General features: G+C 63.8%; 11 protein-coding genes. 8 read left to right on the forward strand and 3 right to left on the reverse strand.

The genetic code is table 11. From position 1 onward, the window contains the following. Positions 1 to 11: 11 nt before the first annotated feature. Both A3E1_RS0125360 and A3E1_RS41975 read right to left on the reverse strand, forming a co-directional pair. A complete protein-coding gene (locus A3E1_RS0125360; protein WP_020523600.1) occupies positions 12 to 833 on the reverse strand; it encodes a hypothetical protein in 822 nt (273 codons plus the stop codon). Next, the gene (locus A3E1_RS41975; protein WP_157631719.1) at positions 811 to 2655 is read right to left on the reverse strand and encodes a choice-of-anchor B family protein; all 1845 of its coding nucleotides are present in this window, start codon (positions 2653 to 2655) and stop codon (positions 811 to 813) included. Before A3E1_RS41975 ends, A3E1_RS0125360 begins: the two co-directional genes overlap by 23 nt. A 447-nt stretch (positions 2656 to 3102) precedes the next feature. Between A3E1_RS41975 and A3E1_RS41980 the strand changes: the two genes are divergently transcribed. The 8 genes from A3E1_RS41980 to A3E1_RS0125405 are packed head-to-tail and all read left to right on the forward strand — an operon-like array spanning position 3103 to position 11137. Beyond that, positions 3103 to 3453 carry a cupin domain-containing protein gene (locus tag A3E1_RS41980; protein WP_020523602.1) on the forward strand — a complete coding sequence of 117 codons (351 nt, stop codon included), beginning with the start codon at positions 3103 to 3105 and terminating at the stop codon, positions 3451 to 3453. Next, positions 3450 to 4796: a class I tRNA ligase family protein gene (locus A3E1_RS0125375; RefSeq protein ID WP_020523603.1), complete on the forward strand. Its 1347-nt coding sequence runs from the start codon at positions 3450 to 3452 to the stop codon at positions 4794 to 4796. Before A3E1_RS41980 ends, A3E1_RS0125375 begins: the two co-directional genes overlap by 4 nt. 4 nt (positions 4797 to 4800) lie before the next feature. Then, positions 4801 to 5778 carry an NAD(P)/FAD-dependent oxidoreductase gene (locus A3E1_RS41985; RefSeq protein ID WP_020523604.1) on the forward strand — a complete coding sequence of 326 codons (978 nt, stop codon included), beginning with the start codon at positions 4801 to 4803 and terminating at the stop codon, positions 5776 to 5778. 50 nt (positions 5779 to 5828) lie between these two features. Further along, positions 5829 to 7088 (forward strand): lysine N(6)-hydroxylase/L-ornithine N(5)-oxygenase family protein, encoded by a 1260-nt coding sequence (locus A3E1_RS0125385; RefSeq protein WP_020523605.1) that lies wholly within the window; start codon positions 5829 to 5831, stop codon positions 7086 to 7088. Between the two features lie 3 nt (positions 7089 to 7091). After that, positions 7092 to 7448, forward strand: coding sequence for a hypothetical protein (locus A3E1_RS0125390; protein ID WP_020523606.1), 357 nt, complete (start codon positions 7092 to 7094; stop codon positions 7446 to 7448). Next, positions 7441 to 8655: an ATP-grasp domain-containing protein gene (locus tag A3E1_RS0125395; protein WP_020523607.1), complete on the forward strand. Its 1215-nt coding sequence runs from the start codon at positions 7441 to 7443 to the stop codon at positions 8653 to 8655. The genes A3E1_RS0125390 and A3E1_RS0125395 overlap by 8 nt, the downstream gene beginning before the upstream one ends. Then, a complete protein-coding gene (locus tag A3E1_RS41990; protein ID WP_020523608.1) occupies positions 8649 to 9887 on the forward strand; it encodes an MFS transporter in 1239 nt (412 codons plus the stop codon). The genes A3E1_RS0125395 and A3E1_RS41990 overlap by 7 nt, the downstream gene beginning before the upstream one ends. An 11-nt stretch (positions 9888 to 9898) precedes the next feature. Beyond that, a complete protein-coding gene (locus A3E1_RS0125405) occupies positions 9899 to 11137 on the forward strand; it encodes an ATP-grasp domain-containing protein (protein ID WP_020523609.1) in 1239 nt (412 codons plus the stop codon). A 49-nt stretch (positions 11138 to 11186) separates the two neighbouring features. Here the strand turns inward: A3E1_RS0125405 and A3E1_RS0125410 are convergent, their stop codons facing one another. After that, on the reverse strand, positions 11187 to 12446 hold the full coding sequence (locus tag A3E1_RS0125410) for a hypothetical protein (RefSeq protein WP_157631720.1): 1260 nt from the start codon (positions 12444 to 12446) through the stop codon (positions 11187 to 11189). Positions 12447 to 12492 lie beyond the last annotated feature (46 nt).

A 12492-nucleotide genomic window follows, 5' to 3' on the forward strand; every position in this document is an offset into this window, starting at 1 on the left:
AGGAGAAGTGCTCAGGTTACGAAAATGGTGAAGGCTGCTTCGTGCACCTTGCCGCCGCTTTGAAACTCCAGGAACAGCCGGTATTCACCGCGGTTAGCGAATTGGGTGTGGAAGGCGATCTCCTCGGTGCCCGGGTGCAGGTGAGCTAAAGCTCCCGTGCGGACCTCGAAAGCGGACAAGTGTGCCGCCGCGCCCAGGTAGGGCTCCAGCGTGCCGCCAGTGACCGCGAAGCGAAGCAGCGCACCCTCGTTGACTTTGAGGTGAGTCGTGCCATCGAGGCGGCTGACGACATGACCGTCCACCGTGGCCGAAGCCGCCGGGGCGGGCAGCGGGCGCACCTGGGTGTCGCCCGTGATGATGAAGTTCAGCCCCAGGATCACCGGGTGCAAGGCGTCCCAGCCCTCAGGTGTGAATTCCGCGAACAGCCGGTAGGACCCGCCGTCAGCGATATCAGCCGTGGTCTTCCAGATCGCTTCGCCAAGCTCGGGATGCAAGTGCTGGTAACCGCTCAGGTCATCGCGGATGAGGTACAGATGCAGCTGTTTGGTTTGGACGGTCTGGTATTTCTCCAGCGGAATGCCGTCGGGGCCAAAGATCTGGAAGGCGATCGGCACCGCCTTGCCGCGCTGCGAGGGCAGCGTGACGGCGCGCATGAGATAGCCGGAGAAGCTGTCCGTCAGGCCATCGCTGTGTGCGACGGGAGAAGGCGATGGCGCCGCCTCGGAAGGACGTGCTGACCGTCCGGGAAGGACGGCCAGCACGTAGACCACGGTTGCCAGGAAAACGGCACCGATGACGCCATAGATCAGTTTACTGTTGAGTGATCTTGACATCATCCACGCCGGCTTCGACCAAGCTCGCGCTAGAAGCGTCGGCCGCTGTGATCAGGATGCGGACCGACTGGCCGGCGTAAGCCGACAGATCCCAGGTGCCCGTCGCCCAAGCCCCGTCGCGGTCATTGGCTCCCGCGTTGAGGTTGAACAACTGCGTCGTCCCTCCATTGTGGACAACGCTGACCCGGAAGAAGTCCGCGCTCGACGCGTTGCTGCCGTGCGCGAGGTACCACGACATCGACACGCGCAGGACTCCCGTTGACGGCAAGGTGACCGCGGGCGACCTGATGCTCGTGACGCCACCGTCGATGTCATACGCACCGGCGCTAGAGCCCGCGAGCCGTCCTGTCACCAGACAGTTCGTTCCGCTGACCGTCGTGCCGAGTTGCTTGGCACCACTGGAGGAGGTCGCCTCCGGGTCGCCGCGTTCCCACGTTCCGGTTGTCGCGGTGTCGGTGCCGCTGGGGTTGGCCGTCCAGCCCGTCGCGGTTTCGAACGTGTCCTGCCAAACGGTCACTGGGTCGGGGCCACCGCCGCCGGGGTTGTACTTCACGAGCACGAGGCCCTGCTCGATCCCGCTGATGGCGATCGTGCCACTGGCGAAGAACGGGTAGGTGTTCCACGCGCCGTTGAAGCCGGTCCCGTTCGCTGAGGGGTAGATGTCGAAATAGCCCAGCTCGGTGATGCTGTTGGACGCCAGGTTCGTGGTGTCCAGAATCCGCAGTCCGCCACGGTACGACGCCTGATACATCTTCGTGCCGATGATGTAGTGGTTGTGGTCGGTCGCCGTGTTGGTGGGGGAGATGTAGACGCCAGAGTTGACGGGGGCGTTGAGGTCCGAGACGTTCCAGATGAACGTGCGCGTTCCCGGTGAGTCCGAGTCGAGCTCGTCGTTCATCGTCAGCCTGGTCATGTCTGGCGTCAGCCAGCCCTGGTGGGTGTACGCCGAGCCGGTGTAACCGGTGCGCGACAACTGAACCGGCGCCGCCTTGTTGGTCACGTCGACGATCGTGAGCGTGTCGGTGTTGTAGTTGAAGCAGATCTCGCGGCCCACGTAGGTGGTGTCCGGGCCGTTGTAGATCACGCACTGGTTCTCGTGCACGTAACCGTCATTGCTGACGCAGCCGGCGCCAACGGGGTTCTTCGGGTTCTGCACGTTGACGAAGTGGACGCCGCCGCTGCACGTGTTGGTGCCGACAGCGAAGATGTAGCCCGTCTGCTCGTTGACCGCGAGCGTGTGCGAGTTGCCGAAGCCAGTGTAGCGCGCGTCCGCCGTGAACGTCTGTGGCGTGGTCACGCCACGCAACCGGGTCAGGTCGAAGACCTGCATGCCGTGCGTGCTGATGGAGTCCGCGCCGATGAAGGCGTGGTTGGCGTAGACCTTGATGTCGCGCCATGAGCTAGAGGTGCCGTTGTGTGACGGCAGGTTGCCCAAGTAGACAGGTGCTGTGGGCACGGTGACGTCGATGAACGCCGCACCGTTGCTCCGGCCAAAGATGATGTACTCCTTGCCGGTCGTGGAGTCGGTCCACCCCCACATGCTGTTTCCGTTGCCGCCGCCCATAGCCGACAGCGGAAGCACGCTGAGCAGATCGATGTTGCTGCACGGGTATCCGCCCGCTGAACCACCGGAACACGTGGCCGCCGCCTGAGCGCTCAGGCCATCGCCGAAACGCACCGCTGGTTCATGGTCGGCCATGATCTTGCGAAGTTCTTCTTTGCCTTCGGGGCTGTTGGGGTCATGGCCCCAGCTGGCTGTCGCCGTCAGCGTGAGGGCGATCAGCCCCGCCACGACGCCAGCCATACGCAAGGTTCGCCGCATGATGAGGCTCCCATTTCCATCGAGGGTGCTTCATCGTTGCATGCCTATATCTGGTCGAGCAATGCCTGATCTTCACAGGTCTGCCCTGCTCACCTAGGCGCTCAAGCGGTGATCGCGACTGTCCGTAATGGCCACCACATTATCGCGTGATGAAATGCAGAATTGGCATACATCAATTTTGAAGTGGATCATTCACGATTAATTGACATTTTTGCCAGTCATTCGATTAGTTTCAATGTCGAAATCTGTACATAGCTTGACGTCGCGACCGTTGTGCATTTTCATTGACGTTGACGGAACGTTAAATGTTGTCAGGATCAACAATGTGCGGCGGTCGCGGCCGAACCCCTTGCCGCGCCGCCCTTTCCGACCCAACCCACCCTGATCGGTGCTGGTCACAACCGTGCCCACTGGCCGGTGAGGGCTGCGGAGAGAAAGGCGGTTCAGGTGCAGAAATTCGACTATTCGAAAACGCAGAATCATGCGGTCGGAATTGTCGATGTAGCCCGATGGGAGCAGTATTCGCAAGCTAATGATTTCCCATTCAAAGCGATGTGGTATTGCATTCCGCCGGGCGGTAACAGCCCGCTCGACCAGCATCCAGAAATTGAGCTCTCCCTCGTCATGCGAGGCGAGGCGACTGTCGAATCTGGAGGGACGCGCACCGTGGTCAAGCAGGGTTCGGCGTTCCTCATGAGCACGACGGAGCCGCACATCGTGCACAACACCTCCGACGAGCCACTGCTGATTTTTAGCGCCTATTGGATGCCCGATGGCGTCGTGGAAGGCCAGCCATGACAGGCCGCCAGCTCACCGTGATCACGATGCCGCAGCCCACCGCCAACGGCCCACTTCATGTGGGTCATCTTTCTGGGCCCTACATCGCGGCTGACATCGCCGCTCGGGCGGCACGCGCGAGCGGGGCCGAGGTGCTCGTGTCCACGGGACTCGACATCCATCAGAACTATGTGCTCGTCCGGGCGCAACGCGAGGGTGTGTCCGTCGAGTCCATGATGGAAGAGTTCCGGGGCCAGATCACCGAGACGTATCAGCGGGCCGGCATCAACTACGACCTGTTCACCGATCCGCTCGAGCCCGACCACGACGAGACCATCGCTGGGCTAGCCGCTTGGCTTGTCGCGTCTGGCCGAGTACCCATGATGGATTTTGATCTGAAGATTTGCCCGTCGTGTGACATGACGCTGCATCACTTCTATGTCGCCGGGCGATGTTCCTGGTGCCGCGAAGGTGCCGCTGGCGGTGCGTGTGAGGGATGCGGTGCCTTCACCAGTGCCCAGGATCTGATCGACCCTGTGTGTACGGCGTGTGGCGGGCAACCGCACACGGTCACCACGACGCTGCCCGTGCTGCGCATGGAGGAATTCCGTGAGCAGCTGACCGCCATGTGGATGCGGGCCGAACTGCCCAGCCGCGTGCGCCGTCTGATCCAGCATCACCTTGAGGCCGGTTTGCCGGATGTGCCCATCGCTTATCCCACCAACTGGGGCATCCCGGGAACCGGGCCGCTCGCGGGACTGCGGCTCGACCCCTACACCGAGGTCGCTCTGACCGACCTCGTCAACATCGCCCGCGGTGTCAACCCGCGAGCGTCCACCGTGGACGATTACCGGGCGGCGTGGCAGGAGGTCAGCGAGCTCTGGCACTTCCACGGCATGGACAACTCGTTCTGGTACGCCCTCTACTGGCCGGCCGTGTTCGCGGCGATGGGCATTGACCCGCTTCCGTTGTCGGGAGTGGTGGCCAACGAGTTCTACACCCTCGACGGGCTGAAGTTCTCGACCAGCCGCAACCATGCCGTGTGGGCCAACGAGATCCTGAGTGAGGAAGACCCGCGGATCGTCCGCCTCTACCTCGCGTGGGACCGCCCGGACCGCTATGCCAGCGACTTCACCCGCGAATCGTTCGCCGCGTTTCGCGACCTGGTCGCACCGCTTCTCGACGGTACGCACGAGCCACACAAACTGGCCGAACCGCTGCGCGAGGCTGAACGCGTGCGCAGTCTCGACGCCTTGCGGCTCAAGGGATTCGACGCTGCTTTGGCGGCCCGTGGCCTGATCACTCTGCTGCAAACGGGAGAGCAGGTCGACGGGACGCTCCGAAGCGCTCTGACAGGGGAGTGACGGGATGCATGTCTGTGTGATCGGCGGTGGCATCGCCGGAAGCCTGCTGGCCTGGCGGCTGATTCAGCAACCGGGCATCCAAGTGGACGTGTTCGCGGGCACGCACCGCGACCTCGACGCGACCGAGGCCTCCGGCGGCGGAGTGCGCGGCTACGAAAGCGATCCAGAGCAACGCGCCCTTGCCCTGACCAGCCTCATGGAGTTGTTAGACAGCCGGGTCCTGCGGGACTGGGCTGACTATCACCGCACCGGATCGGCCTACCTGCAATGGCCAAACCAGGCCGTCGCCGCGGCGGTGTCCGAAGTGGACAGTGCCCTGAACGGGTCGGCGGAACTCAAACCAGCCTTCAAACTCGGCTGGCACGGGACGCCGCAGGGAGCGGTCGCGATCGTGGAACGGTTAGCCGGCTACATCTCGCCGGCGAGTTTGCGGCGCCACGTGCTGACCGAAGTGGCACGCCGCGCGACTGTCCGCGAAGGTAACCTGACCCACCCGCACAAGGGCTATGACAAAGTCGTGCTCGCGACGGGTGCCTGGACGCCGGAACTGTTGCGCCGCAACGGGTATTCAGATGACGGTTACCAGACCAAGGCGATTCAGTACACGATCTACCGCACGGGCCGCTGGCTGCCGCCGGTTTTCGTGGACGAGATCTCCGGGCTCTACGGGCGTCCCTCCGCCCGCGGGCTGCTCCTCGGTCTGCCCACTCAAGACTGGGATGTGGCGCCGGCTCACGGCATACCAGCGGAAGGTCTTGAAGAAAAAGCGGCGAAGCTCGCGGCTGCCCGCTTCCCTGAGTTGCGCCTAGGCCCGGTCGTGGCCCGCCGGATGGGCGTTGATTGCTACACCAGCCAACCGGGTCTTCGGCTACGGCCTGTCGACAACCGCCTCTACACCTTTACCGGAGGGTCGGGCGGCTCGGTAAAGACCGCTCTGGCCGCTAGCCAAATAGCAGCCAGAGCGCTAACAAGCAGCCGGTGACCGCCGACGCTGTTGTTCTCCCCCTCATCACAAAAGGAGAGATCCCCACTATGACAGACCACCCCTCTTACTTCGCCGTCGGCATCGGCGCGGGTCCATCGAACCTCAGCCTCGCGGCCCTGTTCGAGACGGCGACCACCAAGCGGATCGCGCTGTTTGACCGGCAGCCCGGACCAGCCTGGCACTCCGACCTGCTCTACTCCGGCGTGCGCATGCAGACCGGCTGGCTCAAGGACCTGGTGTCGCTTGTGGACCCCCGCCACAAGCTGACCTTCCACAACTACCTGGTCACGACCGGGCGGCTCTACGCCCTGCTCAACGCGCAGTTCGACGCCATCCCGCGCATCGAATACCAGCGCTACCTGACCTGGGCCGCCGAGCAGATCAACGATATTTACTACAGCGTAAATATTGACAAGATTTCACTTACCGATGACGGTTTCGTTGTGTATTCCGGGGACCGTGTCATGGCGCAAGCGGAGCACCTGGTCCTCGGCGTCGGCACGCAGCCGTTCCTGCCGGAGGAGTTCTCCGGGATGCCCGCTGACAAGGTGTTCATCGCCGACGATCTGCGCAAGCGGTTGCCCGCGATGACGGATCGCGATGCTCCGGTGGCCGTGGTGGGTGCGGGCCAGACCGGCGTCGAGTGCGTGTTCCGCTTGCTGGGAGCCGGTTTCACCAACATCCAGTGGTTCGGGCGCAAGCAGTGGTTCCAGAGCATCGACGACTCGCCTATCGCCAACGATATGTACCGTCCGTCGCATGTGGACTTCCTGCAGGGACTCACGCGATCGACCCGTAAACAGCTCATCGCCGATCACAAGCTCACCGGCGACGCGCTGACCCCAGGAGCGTTGAGGGCGCTCTATCAGGCCAACTACGACGGCATGCTCGAACTCGGGCGCTACCCGGTGACGCTGCTTCCGTACCGTGACGTGACCGGCATAGCGGAGGATGGAGACGGCCTCGTCCTGAGGTGCACGGCACCTGACCGGCGTGAAGAGCACCCGGCGCGTTATGTCGTCGTGGCGGCCGGCCGGCGCAGCGTTCCGATGCCCTTCGATGACGACCTGCGCGAGCGGCTCGACCTCGACGACGACAACGAAATGATCGTCGAGTCCGACTATGCCGTCAGCTTCAAAGGCATGAACGGGCACCGGATCTACGCCCTGAACCACAGCCGGTACAGCCACGGGCTGACCAACGCCGGCTTGACCCAGCTGCCGGTGCGGGCGGCACGCGTCATCAATTCCATGACCGGCGAGGAGGTCTTCCGCATCGCCGACGAGCTGACGTCAGTGCGGTGGTAAGCCATGACCGTTAGCTACGACGGGCGGGTCTTCGTGCCTACCAAGGTTTCGCCGCCCGTCACGCCGACGCCGGACACCCCGCGCGGGGTGTTCCGGCAGCAGGGTGACCTCGTCTCGGTGGAGTTCTCCGGTGGCTGGCTGCGCAGCGGCTGGCTCGTCGGGGTCTGCCGCCCAGACGGCTGTGTCGATGGCGTTTACTGCCTGGCCTTCGGCAACGGCGACCTCGTCGCCGGGAGTTGTGTCTACGTCCCAACCGTTTTGGACGACGGCCGGCTCCGGATCGCCGAGCAATGGCGCAGAATCGACGGATCGACAGGTGTCTCAACCATAGAAGAAGTAAGGGAGCTCAACCATGGATGACCGCCCACATTTGCTGGTCATTGCCACTGGGATGCGGCTGTTCCGCGAATACCTCCTGCGGAGCATCTGCACCCAGTACCGGATCCACATGTTCCTGCACGCCGAACCGACGTGGGAAAAGGAGTACATCTCCGGGTGGACCGTTCTTGAGACCACATTGGACGCTTCGCTGCTGTCCGAGACGGCTCGCTCGCTTAACGCGAAGGACCCTGTCCACGGAGTGCTGTGCTGGGACGAGGCCCGGATTCTGCAGGCGTCACACGCGGCTGCCGCCCTGGGCCTGCCCGGCGGCGATCCCCTGATGATTAACCGTTGCCGGGACAAGCACCTGACGCGCCAAGCACTTGAGGCGGCCGGGGTGCCACAGCCACGGTCGATTCTGGTGGACACCGTCGATGACGCTCTCGCCGCGGCCGCGGAAATCGGGTACCCGATCATCCTGAAGCCACGTGCCCTGGCGGCCAGCCTCGGTGTGGTCAAGGTGAACGACCCCGACGAACTCAAGGCGCAGTGGGACTTCGCCCACGACACGACCGCTCCCGAGGCGCCGCACTATGACGTCAAGGTGCTCGCCGAAGAGTTCGCCGATGGCTATGAAATCAGCATCGACTCGGCCGTCTACCAGGGCAAGGCGCACCCGTTCTGCTTGGCGCGCAAGGAACTTGGCTACTTCCCCTACGCCGAGGAGGTCGGGCACTACGTCGACGCCAACGACCCCCTGTGGCAGGACGCCTCGTTGCTGGACATGCTGCAGAAGACCCACGAGGCGCTCGGCTTCACCGATGGCGTCACCCACACCGAGATCATGATGACGTCGTCTGGACCTAAAGTGATCGAGGTCAACGGGCGCATCGGCGGCGACATGATTCCCTATCTCGGCATGCGCGCCAACGGGGTCGACCCGGGGCTCAACGCCGCGGCGGTCGCCTGTGGCCGGGCACCCGATGTCACGCCTTCGCTTTCGCAATGCGGTGGAGTGCGGTTCTTCTACCCGGCCGAGGACGACACGGTGCTGGGAGACGTCACGTTCTCGACTGTTCCTGAAGGCGCTGACCTTCTCGTGCCGCTCATGCAACCGGGCGCGACCGCGTCACCGCCGCCCAAGGGCACGCTCATCGGCCGCATCGCTTACGCCACCGCGGTCGCTTCGTCTATCGACGAGTGCCGCTCGGCGCTTGACTCCCTTCAGGACGGTCTCAAATGGTAACTGAGTCAGCCGGCATCTGGGCGACCTTCAAGGAGTCGCCCAGATCGGTGAAGGCCTTGCTCGCTGGCGTTTTCGTCAACAAGCTGGGCTGGTTCATCCAGGTGTTCCTGGTGCTGTTCCTCACCGACATCGGGTTCACCGAGGTGCAAGCCGGTGTCGCGCTTGGCTTCTACGGCGGTGGTTCGGTCGTCGGCCTGCTGATCGGTGGCGCGCTTTCTGACCGCATCGGCGCGCGCAACTCCGTGCTCGTCAGCATGCTCGGCACCGCGGCGTTCGTGATTTCCGTGCTGTACGTGTCGAACTACGTGGCGATGCTCGTCATCATCACGATCGTCGGTACCGTCGGGCAGTTCTACCGCCCGGCGTCAGCGGCACTGCTGTCGGAACTCACGCCGCAGAACCGGCAAGTGATGATCTTCGCGATGTACCGGCTGGCGCTCAACCTGGGCACCACGGCGGCTCCGCTTATCGGTGCCGCGCTCGCGGCCGTGTCCTGGGACTTGCTGTTCTGGGGCGAAGCCGTTGCGGCCCTTGCCTTCGCGGCCGTCGCGTTCCTGGCGTTGCCCGGAGCTAAGCCCGCGCCCGCAGGAGATTCTCCAGCCGAGTCTGCCGCGGCTCCCAAGGCCGGGTATGGCGCGATGCTGGCCGACTACCGCTATGTGCTGTTCCTGTTCTGCATGTTCGTCAACGCGGCCGTCTACATCCAGTACCTGGCGACGCTTCCGCTCGCTATCAAGGCCGAAGGCCTGAGCACGTGGTGGTTCAGCGCGGCGGTCGCGCTGAATGGCTTCATCGTCATCACGTGTGAACTGGCGCTGACCAAGTTCGTGCAGAACCTGCAGGCAAGGTTCGTGGCGATGCTGGGCTTCGTGCTCCTGGGCGGCGGTCTGGCGATCTATGCCCTGCCCTGGATTCCGGCCGTCTTCATTGTCGGCACGCTCGTGTGGACGCTCGCCGAGATCTGGGGCGGCCCCACGATGTTCGCCTACCCGGGCATGGCTGGCCCGGAACGCTTGCGGGGCCGCTACATCGGTGCCGCGCACGCGATGTTTGGCCTGGGCACGGCGCTCGGCCCGATCATCGGGGTCATGCTGTTCAACCGCACCGGAGACATGGTGTGGGTGTGGTGTGGCCTGGCCTGTCTCGTCGGCGTCGCCGCCGCTTGGTTCGGCATGCGTAAGCCCGCTCCCGAGCCCGCACCCGCCCTCGCCACCGCCGCGTCGGCCAGTTAGGAGGTTCCTTGATGACTCGTTACGCCATCATCGTCGATCCATTGTCGACCGGTGCCGAATACGGCCCCGCGTTCCGGGAAGCGGGCGCGGTGCCCATCGCCGTGCTCAGCGGCCTGGAACCGGTGCCAGCCTTCGTGGCCACGTGGCAGCCAGAAAACTACGAAGAGATCCACTACTTCGAGGGTGATCTCGACGCGCTCGCCGAAAAGCTGCGGGCCTATGAGCCGGATTGCTTCCTCATCCCCGGTTCCGAGTCCGGCGTGGAGTTGCACGATGCCTTGCTGGATAAGCTTTTCCCGGGCAGTGGCAACACCGGTCCCAGCGCGGCTCGTCGCGACAAGCGGGCCATGTATGCCGCGCTAGCCGCGCACGGCGTGCCCAGCCTGGGCTTCTTCTCCAGCAACGATCCCAACGCGATCGATGAGTGGATTAAGGCCTCCGGGCTCTCCGGTAAGAAGCTGGTCATCAAGCCGCCCAAGGGCGCCGGTGGGGACGACGTGCACATCGTGCCCGAGGGCGGAGACTGGCGCACCAGATTCCAGCACATCCTGGGCAGCACCAACAAAATCGGCACCTACAACGAGGAAGTCCTCGTGCAGGAGTATGCCGAGGGCACCGAATATCTCGTGGACACCTACAGCGTCGACGGTAAGCACACGCTCGTCGACGTGTGCCGGTACACGAAGATCAGCCGTGGTGACGAGATCGGCATCTACCGGGCGATCGACTTCCTCGAAGAAGACCACCCGGAGGTCGTCGCGCTGTGGCCCTACACGCAGCAAGTGCTTGACGCCGTTGGCATCCGCCTCGGCTGCGGGCACGCCGAGATCATGATGACGCCCGACGGGCCGCGGCTCATCGAGGTCGCCGCCCGCCCCTCCGGCGGTGGACACCAGATGGTCAGTGACTTGGCCACCGGGTCCAACCACATCAAGCGCACGGTCGACCACCGCATGCGGGGCGAATTCCGTCAGGGCTTCGACCTGCTGCACCGGCTGCGTGGCGTGTTCGTGTGCGCCCACACCACCGGCATCCTGCGTAACGGCGAAGTGCTGCAAAAGGTGGAGTCGCTGCCGTCGTTCAACTGGATCAAACTGTTGCGCGAGAACGGAACCGTCGTGCCGGAAACGGTCGACCTGTTCACGTGCCTGGCGTGGGTCATCCTCATCAACACCGACCAGCGTCAGCTCGACGAGGACTACCAAGCCGTCCTCGACCTCGAAGCCGAAGTCATCATCGACCCGGCATAGCGCGCGGCAAGCGGGCGGCCTCTTCGCTGAGGCCGCCCCTACTGTCGTGTTAGGACAGGTAAGGCGTGAGGCCTTCGTACCAGACGTCAGCCATCAGCCAGCCACCGTTGGCATTGTGGTGGATGTGATCTGAGCGCATGCAGCCGGTGTTCTCCGCGTCGACTTCCTGTCCGTTTTGGAACTCCGCGTCGTCGGCTGTGATGCTCGCGGGACGGCCCGCACTAGCGGGAATCGCCCACGTGGTGATGCCCACGTCGTAGCAGTCGTCACTGCGCGAGTGCAGGCGCTGCAAGGATATCTCGCCCAGGTGGATGCGCGGGTCCAGTGTCGCCTTGGTGGTTAGCTGTTGCACGGCACGGTATTCCCAGTACACCAGCGGGTTGTAGAAGTGGTCGAACGGGCGTGACACCGTCGGCGTACGCGTGGTGTGCATCCGGCAGTTCGCCTGTTCACTGACCGGATAGTTGGGGCACGACGCCCCGAACTCCAACGGCTTCTGCGTGACGAACACGTGGTCCACCCCATGTGTGTTGAGCAACGCCAGCGAGAACTTCTCCAGCCACCCGGCGTAGACCACATGCGGTGCGTCAGCTCCCGTGAGCACGTTGTCGCACGTCCAGTCGATGTTGCTATTCACGACTCCCGGACGGCCGTTGGTGCACGGTTCGGCCGCGTCGTTGATGCGCGACGCGGGCCAGAAGTCACCCGCGTTGACGAGGCCGTCGCTGTTGTAGTCGTCGATAGGCCAGCTGCGGTTGGTGGTGTCCTGGATCAGCGCGAGCGTGACGTCCATCTTCTGCCAGCAGGTGCTCCAGCCGCTGGTGGTCTTGAGACCCGTGCTGTCGTAATAGGAGCAGCTGATGTTGGCTGGAGCCGTGTTCGGGCAAGCACCGCCCGTGGGATCGGCACTGCCACTGAGCGCCCGGTCAACGCGTACGCGCCGGGCAGACCACCTGTTGCCTTGACTGTCCGTGCACCACTGAAGCGCGTTCGATCCGGCGACCCGGTGAAACTGCAGGTCCGTGGGCGTGAATTTCGCCTGGCTCCACAAGAAACCGCCATCGCCACCAGTGATGAGCTCAAACACTTGATAGTGGCGGCCGTCGGAGGCGTTGGCGTTGAGGGCCTGCGCCAGCTTCTGCGGATAATCACCCTGATCACTCGTGCTGTGCCCGAGGATGAGCAGCCCCACATTGGTGCGGTGACCGTTGACCTGGCGCGGGATATTCAGCGAGTCCCGTGCGCTGGCCGGTGCGGCGATCAACGTTGACGCCAGCACCACCGAGGCCAGTAACGCTACTTTTCTCATCCGGATAGAAGGTCATGCCGATGTTGGCCGCGTAAGCATGTCGATG

Origin of the sequence: Catelliglobosispora koreensis DSM 44566 (genome assembly GCF_000379685.1) — a bacterium.
GTDB classification, from domain to species: domain Bacteria; phylum Actinomycetota; class Actinomycetes; order Mycobacteriales; family Micromonosporaceae; genus Catelliglobosispora; species Catelliglobosispora koreensis.